Origin of the sequence: Exiguobacterium indicum HHS 31 (assembly GCF_001939065.1) — a bacterium.
Lineage (GTDB): Bacteria > Bacillota > Bacilli > Exiguobacteriales > Exiguobacteriaceae > Exiguobacterium_A > Exiguobacterium_A indicum.
On the sequence record NZ_MPSZ01000001.1, the window covers coordinates 348583 to 367286 of the forward strand.

Consider the following 18704-nt stretch of genomic DNA (forward strand, 5'->3'; position numbering starts at 1 on the left):
CGAACCCATCCGTTGTATGGTATACTAAGGCGCAAAAAACGTTGATGGGCAGGGAGAATCATGGAATCATACAGTGTAAAGATGGATGCGTTTGAAGGCCCGCTGGACTTGCTGTTACACTTGGTTGGTAAATTAGAAATCGATATTTATGATATATCCGTTTCCATGGTGACGGATCAATATGTGTCCTATATCCGTGCGATGCAGCATCTTGAACTAGATGTTGCTAGTGAATATCTTGTCATGGCAGCGACGCTGTTGCAACTGAAAAGCAAACAACTCTTGCCGATCGAACAGACGGAATACGATGAGATTCCTGATTTCGAGGAAGAACCGACACGAGAAGGTCTGATTCAACAGTTGATCGAGTATAAAGCATATAAGGAAGCAGCACTCGTCCTGAAAGAAAAGGAAGAGGCACGCCTTGAACTGTTCTCGAAACAACCAGAGGATTTGATGCGTTATCTCGACACGGATGCACAAGAGTATAACGGTACGTTATCACTGAGTGATTTATTACGTGCTTACGAAAAAATGCGCCAACGGGAAGCCTGGAAGGTACGCCGTTCGAAGACGGTCAAACGGGAAGAACGTTCACTCGAGCAACAGATGGAGTCCGTTGCCCGGTACGTCGCGACCCGTGAGCGGACGACATTCTTCGGTTTTTTTGCGGAGCAACCGACGGTCGAAGAACTAGTCGTCAGCTTCCTCGCTGTTCTTGAGCTCGTGAAGCAACGGGTCATTGATTGTGAACAGATGACCGATGATATCCTATTGCGGAGCATGGTGAAGGAGGAGAGTCAGATTGGCGTATGAACAAATCATTGAGAGCCTGTTATTCGTCGTCGGAGACGATGGAATCGATCCGCGTGGTCTCAGTCAAGCGCTAGAGATCAGTGAAGCGGCAGCGCGTGAACAGTTGCTGGCTCTTCAAACGACATTCGAAGCAGAGCAGCGTGTGTTGCAAATCGTGGAGTCGGGTGGTGTCTTTAAGATGGTGACACGAAAAGAGATGTCGCCATATATTCAGGCATATGCCGGTTCGCTCGCAGAAGATTCCTTGTCTCGAGCAGCAATGGAGACACTCGTCATCATCGCATACAAGCAACCCGTCACACGTGCTGACATCGAAGTCGTTCGTGGTGTGAAGACGGAGCGTGTCATCCATACGTTAAGTGCAAAAGGTTTGATTGAAGAGGCGGGACGCGCCAAAGGCGTCGGTCGCGCAAAATTGTATAAAACGACGGATCATTTCCTGGACCATTTTGGTCTGAACAGTATTGAAGAGTTGCCGCCACTCGAGTTCGAAGAAACGTTCGAATCGGATGGAGATCTCTTCTTCCGGAATGATCCTTCATTAGAGGAGAGAGTGAATTAATGGAACGGTTACAAAAAATCATCGCACAAGCAGGTGTCGCTTCGCGGCGTAAAGCAGAGGAATTGATCACAGCAGGTCGCGTCAAGGTCAACGGAAAAGTCATCACGGAGCTTGGAACGAAAGTCGGAGCACGTGCCGAAGTCGAAGTAGACGGTGTGAAGCTCGAACGGGAAGAACACGTCTACTACATGCTCTATAAACCAACAGGTGTCGTTTCGACGGTTGAAGACGACAAAGGACGTAAGACGGTCGTCGATCTCGTACCACCCGGACACCGTGTCTTCCCAGTCGGTCGACTCGACTACAATACGAGCGGTCTTCTTTTAATGACGAATGACGGTGAATTCTCGAACCTCTTGCTTCACCCGAAATATAAGGTACCGAAGCGTTATATCGTCAAAATCAAAGGTGTACCAGAATACTTCCACGTCAAAGGTCTTGAAAAAGGTGTCGTCTTACCGGATGGTTTCAAGACAGGTAAAGCACGTGTCGAGATGCGCGATATCGATAAGAAGAAAAATACAGCGATTCTTGAAATGGTCATCTACGAGGGACATAACCGTCAAGTCCGTCAAATGGTCGAGACACTCGGTTCGGAAGTCTTGAAGTTGAAACGTGAACAGTTCGGTTTCTTGACACTGGCCGGTCTTACTTCTGGCGAGTGGCGTGAACTTTCAAAAAAAGAAGTCAATCAATTGCGTGAGCTAGCGGATCCAGCCGCTCCACCTACGAAAAGACGTAAGAACACAAAAAAACGTTAATTTGTAAAGCGAGAAGCTCATCCTCCGGGTTGAGTTTTCTTTTTTTGTGACAAAACGATTAACGAATTTCACATTTTGTCAACGGTAAAGCGATTTCAAGTACAATATGGGTGGAGGCGGTAAAATATGAAAAAAACGAAACAAAATCCGGAAGAACGCTTAGCAGCGGCCCAGCAAAAAAAGAAGAAACGCTCCTTCTGGCGTCTGATGATCATGACGATTGTCTTGTTCGCCGGAGCAGTCGTCATCATGCAATTCGTCGATCAAGCGACACGTGATAAAAACGGTCGTGTCATGGCAGGCGATGATGCCCCTGGTTTCGCACTCGTCGATCTATATGGTGAGAAACAGCACTCGATGGACGAATACAAAGGAAAAGGACTTTTACTCAATTTCTGGGGAACATTCTGTGAACCATGTAAGAAAGAGATGCCATTGATCAATGACAACTATCAGATGATGCAAGACCAAGGCGTCAATTTCGTAGCGGTCAATGTCGGTGAAACACCGGTTCGTGTCTCAAGCTTCATCAAGGATATTGGCGGAACGGACTATCCGATTCTCATGGATACGAACAGTTCGGTCGAGAAGGCTTACGGGATCTACAACTTACCTGTGACGTTCATCATCAATAAAAAAGGTGAAGTCGTCGAGAAGTATGAAGGTGAGATTGATCAAGCGAAGCTCGAAGAGATGGTGAAGAAGGCGAACGAGTAACGCATCGAAGGGGGATTTAAGGATGCAGGAGCAAGAAGATTTCAAACAACTGGACATGCGTTACGAGGAAGCGGAGCTTCGATCGAAACGTAAGAATCCATCTTGGATCGACCGGGCATGGACGTTCTTCTCGTCCGTCAAGGTCGGGTTATGGTTGATTGCCTTGATCATCATCGCGAGCGGGGTCGGAACGATCTTCCCGCAAGAGATGTATATTCCACAGGCAACACCACCAGAAGAGTTTTACCAAAAGGAATACGGCACGGCAGGTGACATCTACTATACGTTAGGATTCCATAACCTATTTGAATCATGGTGGTATATCGGATTGATCACGCTTTTATTACTCTCGATCATCATCGTGTCGATTGACCGATTCTTCCCGCTCTACCGAGCACTGAAGAAACAACCGGTCATCCAGTCGGACCGTTTCATGAACGGTCAGCGATTTGGCGCGGAAGCGACTGGCGATGTCAAAAAAATCGATGCGATCGCACCGTTGCTTGAGAAAAAAGGCTATAAAGTCCGTCGACAAGACGGGGCACTCTTAGCGGAAAAGCAACGTTTCGGACGATGGGGTCCATACATCAATCATATCGGACTCGTCTTATTCTTCGGTGGTGCGATGCTTCGAGTCGTACCAGGGATGCACGAAGATGAATTACTTTGGCTCCGCGAAGGAGAGACGTTGCCGATCGAGGCGACGGACAATCAGTACTACTTGAAAAATGAAGCGTTCAACATCGAGTTCTATGATCCTGAGAAGGTCGATGAGAAGTTCAAGAAATCACTTGAAGCAGCAGGCGGAAACGTACCGAAGAACTATGATACGAAGATGACGCTGTACAAGAAAGTCGGCGAAACATCCGATTTCAAACCGAAGCTTGAAGAAATCAAGTCAGGTGAGACGGCAGTCAACCGCCCATTCGAATTCGATGATTATCAAGTCTTCCAGGAACAATACGCGGCAGATCCGGAATTCAAGACGATGTCGTTTAATATCGTCAACCAGAAGACGGACAAAGTCGTCGATACGATCAAAGTCGACTTGCGTGATCCGAAAGAAACATATGCTTTAAAAGATGGATATGAAGTCGAACTGAAGGACTTCCTTCCGGACTTCGTCGTTAAAGATGGTCAGCCAACGACGAACTCGGGACGTCCAGTCAATCCAGCCTTCGTCTTTAGTATCAAGTCACCGGAACATCCGAAAGGTGAACGGAGTTTGATTGGGATCAAATTGAACGTCGGTGGAGATGAGAACCAGTACAAAATGGCATTCGCGGGTACGGAACTCTCGAACATCTCGGGTGTCCGGATTAAAAAAGATATGACGCTACCGTTCCTGTTTGCAGGTGGTATCATCTTCATGGCAGGTCTATTGATCGGAATGTACTGGCCACACCGTCGTCTCTGGCTCAAAGAGAAGAACGGTCGGATCCAGATTGCTGGATTTACGAACAAAAATGCATTGGGGCTTCAAAAAGAAGCTAATCTCGCGTTGACGGAAGTCGGTCTACCAGAACTTGAGGATCGACAAAAGTTGCGGGAAGAGGGGGAAGCTAAATGAATTTGCTTCAGTTGAGCAGTAACCTGCTCCTTACATCATTCATCGTCTACCTCGTCAGTACAGGATTCTTCGCTGTAGCGACGAGTGGTAAAAAAGGACCGACGCGTTCTGGTAAAATCGCCTTTACGCTCGCGATCATCGGTTTCCTCGCGCAGCTCGGATATTTCTTCACGCGCTGGGCTGGAGCTGGGCACGTTCCAGTTTCGAACTTATATGAATACACGACATTCTTCGGCATGATGATGGTACTTGGTTTCTTGATCGTTTATGCCATCTACAAAAACAACGTCCTTGGCTTGATTGCGATGCCAGTTGCATTGCTCGTCATCGCCTATGCGTCGATGTTCCCGGATGAAGTCCAACCGTTGATCCCAGCACTACAAAGTGTTTGGCTCAAAATCCACGTCACGACGGCAGCGCTCGGCGAAGGGATTCTTGCCGTCAGCTTCGCGACGGGATTACTGTATCTGATTCACGCGACGGATTTCAGTAAGGAATCGAAAACACGGACGTGGCTCGAAGTCGTCATGTTCTCACTCGCATGTGTTGTCGGTTACATCTTAGTTGGGCTGTTGTTCAAAGCAACAGGTTCTGCATCGACGATCGAATACGTTGCGAAAAACGGTGCAACGATGACACATGACTACGCGATGCCAGTCTTGACCGGTCCTGAAGGCGGAAAAGTCTTATCGGGTTCAGGTGCCGTCATCGAATTACCGAACTTCTTGAACGCGAACAAAGTCAATACGGTCTTATGGTCGATCATTGGTGGCGTCGTCTTATACGTCTTGCTTCGCTTCGTCATTCTTCGCAAGCGTCTTGCTGAGAGCTTGAAGCCGATTGCACGTAAGATTGATCTTGAGACAGCAGATGAGATCAGCTATCGTTCTGTTGCGATTGGTCTTCCAATCTTCATCCTGGGCGGTCTGATTTTCGCGATGATCTGGGCGCAAATGGCTTGGAGCCGTTACTGGGGCTGGGACCCGAAAGAGGTATGGGCACTCATTACGATGCTCTTCTACGTCTTTTATCTCCATATGCGCATCCAGCGTGGTTGGATTGGTAAAAAATCAGCTTGGTTATGTGTCGGCGGATTTGCCGTCATCATGTTCAACCTTGTCTTCGTTAACCTTGTCGTAGCAGGATTACACTCATACGCGTAAGAAAAAGCAAGCAGCGGACCCGGAAACGGTCCGCTGCTTTTTCGTGTGCGTTTGACCGAAGTGTGCCTTTTCGGAGAAATCAGCCGGAGCAAGCCATTCTTTTCGTTTCATAGTATACTAAAAGAGTAGTAGGATAGAGGAGTAGAGTTTAGTTCATAGGAGGAGACAGCATGTCAGAAGAAGCACGTATTTTAGTCGTCGACGATGAAGAACGGATTCGTCGCCTGTTGAAGATGTATCTGGAGCGGGAAAATTTCACGATCGAGGAAGCAGACAATGGAGAGACGGCGCTTGAAATGGCGCTTGAGACAGAATACGATGTCATTCTCCTCGACTTGATGATGCCGAAGATGGACGGGATGCAAGTCTGTGAAGAACTGCGGAAAACAAAAGCGACGCCAATCGTCATGTTGACGGCAAAAGGCGAAGAGACGAACCGCGTCCATGGGTTTGAGATGGGGGCAGATGATTATATCGTCAAACCATTCAGTCCACGTGAAGTCGTCTTGCGTGTCAAAGCGATTCTTCGTCGGGCAAGTGCGACGAAATTCCTCCACACGGATGCGAAAACAAAAGATGTCATCGTCTTCCCACACTTGACGATCGACAATGATGCGCACCGCGTGACGGTCGAGTCGCAAGAAGTAAATTTAACACCAAAAGAATACGAACTCCTGTATTTCTTAGCAAAACAAACGGATAAGGTATTCTCGCGAGAACAATTACTCAAGGAAGTCTGGAACTATGAATTTTTCGGAGATCTGCGGACAGTCGATACACACGTCAAACGTCTGCGTGAAAAGCTGAATCGTTTGTCTCCGAACGCCGCTCAAATGATCACGACGGTCTGGGGTGTCGGATACAAGTTCGAGAATAGTCCGACCTGACGATGAAATGGTTGCAAAGCGTTGTCATCAAACTATGGGGAACGATTCTGTTACTCGTTTCGGTCGTCTTGATCGCCTTGACGATCTTGTTACTTGAATTTTTCAACTCGTTCCATATCGAACAGGAACGGGGGCACTTGGCAAAGCTCGGTCAACAAGTCGAGACCGTCTTTCAGGCGCACTCCGGCATCGAGGAAGGGTCGAGTACTGCTGTTGAAATCACGGATATCTACGGGGCGACACTGATCGCAAAGACGCAGGATGATTCCGTCGAAGCGAATATCTCACAAGCGAAGGCGAACCGGATCATCAAGGAACTCGAACGTCAGAACTGGAAAGCAATTGATGGTGAAGAAGGCGAGACAGCGATAGGCAACTATGAGACCTTTGATGGAAAAGCAGCACTCGCGTATCGGGCACCGCTCATTACGGATAGTGGCAACGGAACGATCTACTTGATCGAGCAATTGACGAACATCGAACAGGCGAATGAGGGTGCACGTCAAATCATTCAACTCTGTGTCCTGTTAGCGATCATCGGAACGACCGTCTTTGCCTTCTTCCTCTCGACACGAATCACGGCGCCACTGCGAACGATTCGCCAAGCTGTCGTTGAGGCCGGTGAAGGAAAGTTTGATCAGAGCCTGACGCAACGTTCACGGGATGAGATCGGTGACTTAGCGCTTGCGTTCAATGAAATGAGTAGTCAGCTCAATCAATACGTCACGGATCTCGATAAGGAGCGGCATTTACTCTCCTCGATTCTGCGCTGTATGGCAGACGGTGTGTTGACGTTCTCGAAATCAGGTGAGCTCCTTGCAACGAATCCACCGGCTGAAGCCTTTTTGGCGGGTTCTCCCGTACCGGATGAACTGATTGAGTTATTCCAGACGGTCATGCGTGAAGAGACGGAGATGACGGTCTCCTTTGAACGAGAGGGACGCTTCTACATCATCATCGTCAGTCCGTTACTCGAACAAGAAGAACAGATCGGAGCGGTCGCCGTCCTGCGTGATATGACGGAAGCGCAGCAACTCGAGAAGATGCGCGCTGATTTCGTCGCGAACGTCAGTCATGAACTGCGGACACCACTCGTCATGTTGCAAGGGTACTCAGAAGCGATTGTCGATGGCATGACCGAAAGTGACGAGGCGACGAAGGAATTCGCATCGATCATCTACGACGAGTCCCAAAGACTGTCGAGACTTGTTAACGATCTTCTTGATCTTGCGCGAATGGAAGCGGGATATCAGGAGTTACGGATTGAATCCGTCGAAGCAATCCCTTTTGCGAAGCGGGTGATCAAGAAGTTCAAACAGATGGGACGCGATAAACAAGTTACCTTCTCGGTTTCTGGTCCGAACATCGCGTTTGAAGCAGACCCTGATCAGATGGAGCAAGTCTTGACGAACCTCCTCGGGAACGCCCTGCGTTATACGGAGAACGGTGAAATCAAGATTAAGATTGACGAAGATAGGGAAAACATTACATTATCCGTCATTGATTCGGGTGACGGAATTCCAGAAGAAGATCTACCGTTCGTCTTTGACCGTTTTTATAAAGCGGATAAAGCGCGGACACGTGGCAAGACGGGTACAGGAATCGGTCTTGCGATCGTGGCGAATGTCGTCCGAGCTCATGGTGGTGAAGTCGAAGTCGACAGCCGCTTGGGAGAGGGAGCGACCTTCCGGATCCGATTACCGAAAAAACAAGGGAAGCGAACATTATGAGTCGCTTCCTTTCGCTATAGGAGTGAATGAAACATGAAAATTTACACGAAGTCTGGTGACGAAGGAGAAACATCTCTCGTTGGTGGAAGAGTCAAAAAAAATGATCGGTTGATTAGCTTGATGGGAGAACTCGACGAATTGAACAGTTTCGTCGGACTTGCCCGGACGAAAGCATCATCAATCGAGGTGCGTGAGCAACTGACAGTGATCCAGCACGCGCTATTCGATTGTGGTAGTGACTTGATGTATGTCGAGCCGCGCCCGTCACGTTTGAGTCAAGAAGCGACGGTTGATTTAGAAAGTTGGATTGACACGTTAACGGAGTTATCGCCGCCGCTCGATAAGTTCATCTTGCCTGGTGGAACGGAAGCAGCTGCAACGTTACACGTGGCACGGACGGTCTGTCGTCGCGTTGAACGTTCGATGATCGATGTTCCTCAAGCGGCTCATTTGTTACCGTTCATCAACCGACTCAGTGACTTCTTCTTTACAGCAGCCCGTTACGAGAATGCCGTCAAACAAAAAGCAGATATTGAATATGTCCGCAGTGCGCATGTATTCAAACGAAAGGATGGAGAGCAATGAGTCAGTCATTTAGTACATGGAAAAAGGAAGGAACGAGCTACCATCTCGTTCCGACCGACAAATTCAAGACGACGACGATTCTCGTCACATTTTCAGCACCGTTAGAAGCGAAGACGCTGACAAGCCGTGCAATCCTACCGTATATCATGGAAAAATCGACAGCCGCTTATCCGTCGATGAAAGCGTTACGTGAGCCGCTTGAAACACTATATGATGCGGGACTTTATGCGGACGCGTCGAAGTTCGGAGAAGAGCATGTCATCTCATTCCAACTCGATGTCGTCCGGGGAGAACTCGTCCATCATCCGTCGTTGTTAAAAGAAGCACTCGAATTGCTCGAGCAAATGGTGCTGTATCCAGATTTGACGGAAGGTGGCTTCCGTGAACAGTTCGTCAAACAAGAAAAACGATTGCATGCCTTACGGATCAGTTCACTATATGACGATAAAATGCGCTACGCACAGCAACGTCTTCTCGAATTGATGGCACCAGGTGAAGCCGTCGCGTTGCCATCGCTTGGAACACTCGAAGAACTCGAACAGATCACCCCGTCATCCTTGCGTGATACATACCGTTCGATGATCGAAGACGACCGGATTGATGTCTTCGTCGTCGGACATGTAACGAAGGAGGAGATGGAAGACGCTCTATCATTCTTGCCATCGCATTCTGAAAAAATCAGTCATTACATTCCGGCCCAAAAAGCAGTCAATGGTGTAAAACGGTCGAGTGAAACGCAACCGATCAAACAAGGTAAATTGCATCTTGGTTACCGGGTAGCGGTCGATCCGACATCTGCTGACTCGATTCGGATGCAAATCGTCAATGGTCTGTTCGGTGGCTTCCCGCATTCAAAACTGTTCATGAATGTCCGTGAAAAAGAGAGTCTCGCCTATTATGCGGCTTCACGGTATGCGGCATTGAACAGTGCACTCTATGTTTATGCCGGGGTCGACACGAAAGAAGCAGAACGTGCCGAGAAGATCATCTTGGAACAACTCGTTGATTTGAAAGCAGGACAGTTCACGGATGAAGAATTGACACAGACGAAGGCGATGTTGATCAATGCGCGCCGTCAAATCCTTGATCAGCCAGGTCAACTGATTGGTTGGTTGAATGGTTCGAAGATGCGTGGACTGACACTGGAAGATGAGATTCATATCATTGAAACGGCGACACGTGAAGACGTCGTTCGATTAGCAGCGGCAATCGATCTTGATGCCGTATATCTATTGCGAGGTGAAGCATGATGGAACAACTAACCTATCACGATACAGACGAAACGGTATACCACGAGCAGCTCGATAACGGCTTATCCGTCTATTTGTTGCAAAAAAAAGGATACGAAAAGACGTATGCGACGTTTACGACGCGTTATGGTTCGATTGATCAACGATTCAAAAAAGGCGAGGAATGGATCACGGTACCGGACGGCATCGCCCATTTCCTCGAGCATAAGATGTTCGAATCCGAAAAAGGGGACGTCTTCCAAGAGTTCGGTCGTCTCGGTGCCTCTGCGAACGCCTTTACCTCGTTCTCGCGGACAGCGTATTTGTTCTCAGCGACGTCGTTGATCGAACAAAACCTCGAGACGTTGATCGATTTCGTACAAGATCCCTACTTCACGCCGGAAAGCGTTGAAAAAGAGAAAGGGATCATCACGCAAGAAATCCAGATGTATCAAGATAATCCGGGATGGCGCCTGTTCTTCGGTCTGATCGAATCGATGTATGCATCGCATCCAGTTCGGATCGATATCGCGGGAACTCCGGAATCAATCAATCAAATCACAGCCGATGACTTGTACACGTGCTACCGTACGTTCTATCATCCATCGAACATGGTGTTGTTCGTCGTCGGAAACATCGATCCGGAAGAGACACTAGCATTGATCAAGGCGAACCAAGCGAAGAAAGACTATACGGATCGCCCGGCAATCGAACGAGATTACGGTCAAGAGCCGCATGGCGTACATCGTCCACGTTTTGAACTCGAGCTCGACGTTAAGACACCAAAGGTATTGATCGGTTACAAAGACGAATCGCTTCGCGGCGAGGCACAAGTCCGCCGTGAGTTAACGAGTGAACTGCTGTTACACCTCTTGTTCGATCAGACATCATCGACGTATTTGGAACTGTATGAAGACGGTCTGATTGACGATACGTTCAGCTTTGATTACTCGAGTGAGGAAGAGTTCGCCTTTGCGACGTTTGGCATGGAGACAGAGGATCCAGACAAGTTCATCCAAGCGTATGAGACACTCCTGCAAACGCGTCCTGACTTCACGGAAGATGAAGTCACGCGCAAGCGGAACATGATGCAAGGGAAATTCCTCCGTGCCTTGAATTCACCGGAATTCATTGCGAATCAGTTCTCGCGTCACGCACTTGCCGGTACGAATCTGTTCACGCTTCCGACATTGATTGCTTCGATTACGAAAGAAGAGATTGAAGCCCGTTTCGACGAGTTGTTCGCCATTGAAAACCGGGCGATCTCAATCGTCAAACCGTACGAGTGATGCGAATCCTCATCACCGGTGCGAGTGGCGCCATTGGTCTTGCGGCAGCAAAACAACTTGCTGCCGCTGGACATGAATTGGTGCTTCAGACGTATCGACAGCAAGCGGTTTTAGAACGGATGATAGAGGAGTGGCAAGGCGAGCACCACATCCTGACTGCGAATTTAGCAGACGAGAAGGACTTGCAGGCATTTTGTGCGGCATTACCTGTCGTCGATGCCTTCGTCCATTGTGCCGGAACGAGTTATAGCGGTCTGTTGCTCGATCAATCAGCAACATCAATGCACGAACTCTGGAAAATTCATGTCGAGGCGTTGATGCGCATCAGCCAAACCGTGACACGGACGAAACCGTTTACGTCGAAGCTTGCGATCGTCGTCATCAGTAGTGTGTTAGGAGAACAAGGTGTCGCGGGTGAGGTCGTCTATTCGACATGCAAGGCGGCACAGCTCGGATTCGTCAAGGCATACAGCAAGGAACTTGGACCGATGCATGGACGTATCAACGCGATCACGCCGGGGTGGATCGATACGCCGATGAACGCGATTTTCTCGGAAGATGAAAAGGAACAAGCAATCGCTGAAATCCCAGCCGGTCGATTCGGAAAAGTAGAAGAAGTGGCTTCTGCCATCCGTTACTTAGTGCAACCTGAATCAAGTTATGTATCGGGAGCCATCCTTAAAATAGATGGCGCGTGGATGTAAGCATTGGAATTTCAGTTCAGGAATGCTTTTCATTTTTCAAAAAATCATTTAACATGAGGAATGGATAATCGTATTGATAGAGGAGGATGGGCGCGTGAGTGAGTTCGAGCAATGGTATCTCGAATATGAATTAAAGGTCAATCGTCCCGGTATACTCGGGGACATTGCTTCGTTGATGGGAATGTTACATATTTCGATCGTGACGATCAATGGTGTCGATCATCAACGACGCGGTATGTTGCTCCAAACGAAACAACCGGATCAAATTCCACGACTCGCCGCTATTCTCAAGACGATGTCAACCATAGAGGTCATCAAACTACGAAAACCAAAACTACGTGACCGAATCGCGATTCGTCACGGGCGCTATATCGATCAAAGCAGTGATGAACGAAAGACGTTCCGCTTCGTCCGGGAAGACTTAGGGATTCTCGTCGATTTCATGGCAGAGCTATGTAAACAGGATGGGCACTTGTTGATTGGTGTCCGCGGCATGCCACGCGTCGGTAAGACGGAGTCGATCGTCGCAGCGAGCGTCAGTGCGAATAAGAAATGGCTGTTCCTATCGTCGACGTTGATTAAACAGACGGTTCGAACATCGTTGTTCGACGACGAGCGGACGGGTGATTATGTTTACATCATCGATGCGTTAGTGTCACAACGAAATTTCGATGAACGACACTGGCAAATCCTGCGGGAAGTCATGCGTCTACCCGCGACGAAGATCGTCGAACATCCGGATGCGTTCGTCAAATCGAGTGAGTATACGTGGGATGATTTTGATTACATCATTGAATTACGCAACACGACTGAAGAAATCATTGTGACTGAACTGCCTCGTTCCCATGGGGGAAATGATTGGTTCAACTTTGAATAAGTATGAAAAATGGAAGGTGTGTTACCGATGACCGAGCTCGGAACCTACTTAAAGGAACAACGGGAGGCGCTAGGCGTCTCTCTCGAACAAATTCAAACGACGACGAAGATTCAAAAGCGTTACATCGTCGCGATCGAAGAAGGCAATTATGATCAATTGCCGGGAGCCTTTTACGCCCGGGCCTTCATCAAGACATATGCGGAAGCACTCGGTCTTGACGTCGATGAAGTCTTTACGACTTATAAACGTGATCTTCCGGAACCGGAAGCACAACCGGTCGTCGAACTGTCACGGCGCGCGACGTATTCGAAATCCAGTGCTCCGAAAAAGAGCGTTGCGAAGCGTTGGATTCCGAATATCATCATCATCGTACTAATCTTTGCGATCGGTACTGCCTTGTATTATGGTCTGCAGACGTTCCTCGACGGTAACGAAGAGGCGAAGACGTCCGCACCGAAGCAAAATGATGTCACGATCGATCAAGGGGACGCGCCAAGTAAAGAGACGGATGCGCCTGCGAAGACGGAAGAAGAGCCGAAGGAAGAACCGGCGAAACAGGAAGAAACAAAAGAAGAACCTAAAAAAGAGGCACTTGCTGCGAAATCGACATCTGGTCAAGATGTCACGTATGAAGTCGCAACGAAAGATACGATGAGTGTCTCGATTCAAATCAAGAAAGATGCCTCTCCGTCGCCATTCGTCGGTGTGCGTGATACATCACTTGAAGGAAAAGCACTCGCGCCAGACCACATCAACGCATCGGATCCGAATCCGATCGTCGTGAAGGACGCGAAGACGGACTTGATCCGCATCCGGATCGGTTCGATTAAAGGGATTGATAAAATCGTCGTCAATGACCAAGAACTGAAACTGAACCGTTCGCTTCTCGTCCAAAACATCTATCTAAAGAAAGTAGCCACGCCGTAATCCGGCGTGCCTTCTTTTAGATGGTATGTCATTTACATATGAAATGAAGGAGGAGGGCGTTACATGAACTTACCGAATCAATTGACAGTATTACGTGTTTTATTAATTCCCGTGTTCGTCATCGTACTTGCGATTGATCCGAACTGGGGACAGTGGGATGTGTTGGGAGCCGAGCTTCCCGTCTCACACTTCGTTGCAGCTATCATCTTCCTTGTTGCTTCACTGACGGACTGGCTCGATGGATATATCGCTCGTAAACAAAAATTAGTGACGAACTTTGGAAAATTCATGGATCCACTTGCCGACAAGATGTTAGTTGCAGCTGCGCTTGTCTACTTGGTGGAACTTGGATTCGTCGCAGCATGGATCGTCGTCATCATTCTCTGTCGAGAGTTCGCAGTCACGGGTCTTCGTCTCGTCGCATCTGACGAAGGGATCGTCCTTGCTGCCGGAAACTCTGGCAAAGCCAAGACATGGGTCCAGCTGACATCAATCACGGCATACTTGTTGCACGATATCATCTTTGCGATGTGGAACATTCCGTTCGCAGATATTACGATGTGGCTTGCTTTGATCTTGACGATCTACTCAGGCGTCGAATATTTCTCGAAAAACATTAAGTTAATTACGAAATCCATGTAAGATGGATCAATTTAGACTGTTCGTCATACCGAACAGTCTTTTCTTATACTTCAAGAAGGTGAGGAATCAACATGAAAGCAGAAATCATCGCAGTCGGAAGCGAACTCCTCCTTGGGGAAATCGCGAACACGAATGCACAGTACCTTTCCGAATGGTTAGCGAGTGCCGGAATTGACGTTCATTATCATACAGTCGTCGGTGACAATCGCGAACGGATGCAAGAAACATTCCGTCAGGCGCAACAGCGGGCAGATCTCCTCGTCATCACAGGAGGTCTTGGACCGACGGAAGACGATTTGACGAAAGAGGTGCTCGCTGATCTCCTCGGACGTGATCTCGTTCTCGATCAAGCGGCGTACGAGCGAATCGAAGGGTTTTTAAAGACACGTCAACGGGAGATGACAATCAACGAACGAAAACAAGCATTAATCATCGATGGTGCAACGGTTTTACGTAATGATGCAGGACTTGCTCCCGGTATGTCGGTCCAAACGGAGCATCACCAATATATCGTCTTACCCGGTGTGCCACGCGAGATGAAGCAAATCCTCAAAGATCACTTCAGTCATCTATTCGGTCAAGAAACGATTCGTTCTCGGACGTTACGATTCTTCGGAATCGGGGAATCGGCTTTAAACGACCGTCTAGAAACGTTGATCAAGGAAGCGACCAATCCATCGGTCGCACCGTATGCGGAGCTCGCTGAAGTCCGGTTGCGCCTGACGGCTAAAGCACTCGATCAACAGGAAGCCGATCGTATGCTCGATGAACTCGAACAACACGTCCTTGCTGAAGTCGGCATGTACTTTTATGGATATGGGGAGACGAGTCTGCCGGAAGTCGTCCTAAAACGGTATCAAGAAGCAGGATTGACACTTTCGCTCGCCGAATCACTGACGGGAGGAGCTGTCGCGAGTGGTCTCGTTGATGTCAGCGGTGCGAGTCAAGTATTGCGCGGGAGCGCTGTCGTCTATGATGATGCAGCGAAGCAAGCCGTGTTATCGGTACCAGAGGATTTATTACGAGAGCATACTGCTGTCAGTAAAGAGGTAGCGATTGCGATGGCTGAAGGGGCACGAGAACTGTATCAATCCGATATCGCCGTCGCCTTGACGGGGGAAGCAGGTCCGACGAGCAACAGTGGAAAAGTGGTCGGAACGGTCTATTGTGCTGTTGCGGACGCACATGGAACACGGATCGTCGAATGGCAATATCCATCGTTCGACAGAGGCATGATTCGACTGCGCGCCGTCAAGGATACCTATTTCCTTTTACTGAAACATCTCGAAAAATCATCAGAGTAAGAAAAATGATCGAAGTGCAAGTATGCGAATAAATGTTCGTAAAATGCTTGTCATTCGGTCTCAAAAGAAGTACAATAATCTCAGTAAGATAATTAAAAGGAGGCCTGCTACGTGAGTGATCGTAAAGCAGCACTTGAGATGGCGTTACGCCAGATAGAGAAACAGTTCGGTAAAGGTTCTATCATGAAACTCGGAGAAAATGCGGATCAGAAGGTATCAGTAATCTCTTCTGGATCGATTACATTAGATATTGCCCTAGGTGCAGGTGGATACCCACGTGGACGGGTCATCGAAGTATACGGACCTGAATCGTCAGGTAAAACGACGGTTGCGCTTCATGCAATCGCAGAAGTTCAAAAACAAGGCGGACAAGCCGCATTCATCGATGCGGAGCATGCGCTTGATCCAGCATATGCAAATAAACTCGGTGTCAACATCGATGAGCTCCTCTTGTCACAACCGGACACTGGGGAACAAGCACTTGAAATCGCGGAAGCACTCGTTCGTTCTGGTGCGGTCGATATTCTTGTCGTCGACTCTGTTGCGGCACTCGTACCAAAAGCAGAGATCGAAGGCGAGATGGGTGACTCACACGTCGGTCTTCAAGCACGTTTGATGAGCCAAGCGCTTCGTAAGTTGTCTGGTGCAACGAATAAATCGAAGACGATCGTCATCTTCATCAACCAAATTCGTGAAAAAATCGGTGTCATGTTCGGTAACCCGGAAACAACTCCAGGTGGTCGTGCACTTAAATTCTACTCGTCTGTTCGTTTAGAAGTGCGTCGTGCGGAAGCGTTGAAAAACGGTACGGACGTCGTCGGTAACAAAACGAAGATTAAGGTCGTCAAGAACAAGATCGCACCTCCGTTCAAACAAGCGGAAGTCGACATCATGTATGGTCTCGGGATTTCGAAAGTCGGCGAGTTGATCGACATCGGAACAGACCTTGATATCGTTCAAAAGAGTGGTGCATGGTACTCGTACAACTCTGAACGTCTCGGTCAAGGGCGTGAGAACGCGAAACAATACATGGTCGAGCATCCGGAAGTCGCAGCAGAGGTCGAACGTTTGATTCGTGAACACCACGGTCTCGTCGATCGCGAAGAGCCGGTTGATTTCGAAGCAGAACAACCAGAAGATCTATTTGCTGAATAAACCGTTTCAGAGAGGATTCGCGTGCGAATCCTCTCTTTTTTAGTGTAAAAGAGGAAAACAGTGGAATTCTTTCCCGTCCGTTCGTTGACAATGAACGAGTGCTATCCTTACAATATAGATGTACGTTTTTTAGACAGCTTCGATGAAATACCGAAATGAACTAAGAAACACCTTGCAAAGGGGAGGTGAACCCATGAGTACACTGACTTGGATTGTCATACTTCTCCTCACTTTGCTGATCGCATTCATCGTAGGCTACTTCTTGCGGAAATCGATTGCAGAAGCGAAAATTCAAGGCGCAGAAACGGAAGCGAACAAAATCGTCGAACGTGCGCGTGAATCGGCTGAGGCAACGAAAAAAGAAGCAGTACTCGAAGCGAAAGATGAAGCATTCAAACTTCGTAACGAAGTGGAAAAAGAATTGCGTGAACGTCGCCAAGAGCTAGCGAAACAAGAAGCCCGGTTGCTCCAGAAAGAAGAGACACTCGATCGCCGTGTTGACGCTATCGACCGTAAGGAAGATCAGATCAATACACGTGATGCAGAGATCGCGAAACGGAAGCATCAAGCTGAAGAACTAGAGCGCAAAGTAGAGGACCTGTATGAACAGGGACGTCAAGAGCTTGTCCGCGTCGCGAATTTATCGCAAGACGAGGCAAGAACGATCATCATGGATGAGACGAAACAGGCTGCTTTACATGATGCAGCCATTCTTCAAAAAGAAATCGAACAAAAAGCAAAAGAAGAAGCCGACAAGAAAGCACGTAACATCTTGTCACTTGCGATTCAACGGTTCGCCGCTGAACATATCGCAGAGACTACTGTATCGGTCGTCAACTTGCCGAACGATGAGATGAAAGGTCGGATCATCGGACGGGAAGGCCGCAACATCCGTACGCTCGAGACCTTGACTGGGATCGACTTGATCATCGATGATACGCCGGAAGCCGTCATTTTGTCTGGTTTTGACCCAATTCGTCGCGAAGTCGCTAAAATGGCGCTCGAGAAATTGGTTCAGGATGGTCGGATTCACCCGGCCCGTATTGAAGAGATGGTCGACAAATCCCGTCGTGAAGTCGACGAGCGGATTCGAGAAATCGGAGAAGAAGCGACGTATGATGTCGGAATCCACGGCATTCATCCGGACCTTGTCAAAATTCTCGGTCGCTTGAAGTACCGTACGAGTTACGGACAGAACGTCCTGTATCACTCACTTGAGGTTGCCCACCTTGCAGGTATGATGGCAGCTGAACTTGGAGAAGATGTCACGCTTGCGAAGCGTGCAGGTCTTCTGCATGATATCGGGAAAGCGATCGACCACGAAGTCGAAGGCAGTCACGTTGAGATCGGAGTCGAGCTCGGTACGAAGTACAAAGAGCATCCAACCGTCATCAACGCGATCGCATCCCACCACGGGGATACGGAAGCGACATCTGTCATTTCCGTCTTGGTCGCAGCTGCGGATGCATTATCTGCTGCTCGTCCAGGTGCACGTCAAGAGACACTCGAAAGTTATATCCGCCGTCTCGAACGCCTCGAGGAAATCTCGGAATCGTTCGACGGTGTCGAAAAATCATTTGCGATCCAAGCGGGTCGTGAAGTCCGTATCATCGTTCGACCTGACGTCGTCGATGATGTACTGGCTCACAAGATGGCGAGTGACATCCGGAAAAAAATCGAAGAAGAACTCGATTATCCGGGACACATCAAGGTCACGGTCATTCGGGAAACACGGGCAGTCGAATACGCGAAATAAGTGGAGTGGCGGGCGACCGCCACTTTTTTT

General features: G+C 48.6%; 18 protein-coding genes. All 18 read left to right on the top strand.

Annotated features, from left to right (window positions below; translation table 11 throughout):
• Positions 1 to 60 precede the first annotated feature (60 nt).
• The 18 genes from N179_RS01795 (at position 61) to rny (ending at position 18674) form a co-directional block, all read left to right on the top strand.
• On the top strand, positions 61 to 816 hold the full coding sequence (locus N179_RS01795; protein WP_023467686.1) for a segregation/condensation protein A: 756 nt from the start codon (positions 61 to 63) through the stop codon (positions 814 to 816).
• Entirely contained in the window at positions 806 to 1378 is a 573-nt protein-coding gene (scpB, locus tag N179_RS01800; RefSeq protein ID WP_023467687.1) for an SMC-Scp complex subunit ScpB, read from the top strand. Before N179_RS01795 ends, scpB begins: the two co-directional genes overlap by 11 nt.
• Positions 1378 to 2139 carry a pseudouridine synthase gene (locus tag N179_RS01805; RefSeq protein WP_023467688.1) on the top strand — a complete coding sequence of 254 codons (762 nt, stop codon included), beginning with the start codon at positions 1378 to 1380 and terminating at the stop codon, positions 2137 to 2139. The genes scpB and N179_RS01805 overlap by 1 nt, the downstream gene beginning before the upstream one ends.
• 126 nt (positions 2140 to 2265) lie before the next feature.
• Positions 2266 to 2856: a thiol-disulfide oxidoreductase ResA gene (gene resA / locus N179_RS01810; protein WP_023467689.1), complete on the top strand. Its 591-nt coding sequence runs from the start codon at positions 2266 to 2268 to the stop codon at positions 2854 to 2856.
• 22 nt (positions 2857 to 2878) lie between these two features.
• Positions 2879 to 4426: a cytochrome c biogenesis protein ResB gene (gene resB / locus N179_RS01815; RefSeq protein WP_083639874.1), complete on the top strand. Its 1548-nt coding sequence runs from the start codon at positions 2879 to 2881 to the stop codon at positions 4424 to 4426.
• Entirely contained in the window at positions 4423 to 5589 is a 1167-nt protein-coding gene (gene ccsB, locus N179_RS01820) for a c-type cytochrome biogenesis protein CcsB (RefSeq protein ID WP_023467691.1), read from the top strand. Before resB ends, ccsB begins: the two co-directional genes overlap by 4 nt.
• A gap of 170 nt (positions 5590 to 5759) precedes the next feature.
• Positions 5760 to 6476, top strand: a complete 717-nt coding sequence (locus N179_RS01825; protein ID WP_023467692.1) for a response regulator transcription factor — start codon at positions 5760 to 5762, stop codon at positions 6474 to 6476.
• Between the two features lie 2 nt (positions 6477 to 6478).
• Positions 6479 to 8206: an ATP-binding protein gene (locus N179_RS01830; RefSeq protein ID WP_023467693.1), complete on the top strand. Its 1728-nt coding sequence runs from the start codon at positions 6479 to 6481 to the stop codon at positions 8204 to 8206.
• A gap of 33 nt (positions 8207 to 8239) precedes the next feature.
• Positions 8240 to 8791: a cob(I)yrinic acid a,c-diamide adenosyltransferase gene (locus N179_RS01835; protein ID WP_029341191.1), complete on the top strand. Its 552-nt coding sequence runs from the start codon at positions 8240 to 8242 to the stop codon at positions 8789 to 8791.
• Positions 8788 to 10041 (top strand): EF-P 5-aminopentanol modification-associated protein YfmF, encoded by a 1254-nt coding sequence (yfmF, locus tag N179_RS01840; protein WP_023467695.1) that lies wholly within the window; start codon positions 8788 to 8790, stop codon positions 10039 to 10041. The genes N179_RS01835 and yfmF overlap by 4 nt, the downstream gene beginning before the upstream one ends.
• Positions 10038 to 11309: an EF-P 5-aminopentanol modification-associated protein YfmH gene (gene yfmH / locus N179_RS01845; RefSeq protein WP_244150195.1), complete on the top strand. Its 1272-nt coding sequence runs from the start codon at positions 10038 to 10040 to the stop codon at positions 11307 to 11309. Before yfmF ends, yfmH begins: the two co-directional genes overlap by 4 nt.
• Positions 11309 to 12013, top strand: a complete 705-nt coding sequence (gene ymfI, locus N179_RS01850) for an elongation factor P 5-aminopentanone reductase (protein ID WP_075642054.1) — start codon at positions 11309 to 11311, stop codon at positions 12011 to 12013. The genes yfmH and ymfI overlap by 1 nt, the downstream gene beginning before the upstream one ends.
• Positions 12014 to 12107: 94 nt before the next feature.
• Positions 12108 to 12890: a DUF3388 domain-containing protein gene (locus N179_RS01855; protein WP_023467698.1), complete on the top strand. Its 783-nt coding sequence runs from the start codon at positions 12108 to 12110 to the stop codon at positions 12888 to 12890.
• Positions 12891 to 12917: 27 nt separating this feature from the next.
• On the top strand, positions 12918 to 13817 hold the full coding sequence (locus N179_RS01860) for a helix-turn-helix domain-containing protein (protein ID WP_035398676.1): 900 nt from the start codon (positions 12918 to 12920) through the stop codon (positions 13815 to 13817).
• Positions 13818 to 13880: 63 nt separating this feature from the next.
• Positions 13881 to 14459: a CDP-diacylglycerol--glycerol-3-phosphate 3-phosphatidyltransferase gene (gene pgsA / locus N179_RS01865; RefSeq protein WP_023467700.1), complete on the top strand. Its 579-nt coding sequence runs from the start codon at positions 13881 to 13883 to the stop codon at positions 14457 to 14459.
• 71 nt (positions 14460 to 14530) lie between these two features.
• The gene (locus N179_RS01870; protein WP_035398191.1) at positions 14531 to 15763 is read left to right on the top strand and encodes a competence/damage-inducible protein A; all 1233 of its coding nucleotides are present in this window, start codon (positions 14531 to 14533) and stop codon (positions 15761 to 15763) included.
• A 111-nt stretch (positions 15764 to 15874) separates the two neighbouring features.
• The gene (recA, locus tag N179_RS01875; RefSeq protein ID WP_023467702.1) at positions 15875 to 16918 is read left to right on the top strand and encodes a recombinase RecA; all 1044 of its coding nucleotides are present in this window, start codon (positions 15875 to 15877) and stop codon (positions 16916 to 16918) included.
• Between the two features lie 193 nt (positions 16919 to 17111).
• Positions 17112 to 18674 carry a ribonuclease Y gene (gene rny / locus N179_RS01880; protein WP_023467703.1) on the top strand — a complete coding sequence of 521 codons (1563 nt, stop codon included), beginning with the start codon at positions 17112 to 17114 and terminating at the stop codon, positions 18672 to 18674.
• Positions 18675 to 18704: the final 30 nt, after the last annotated feature.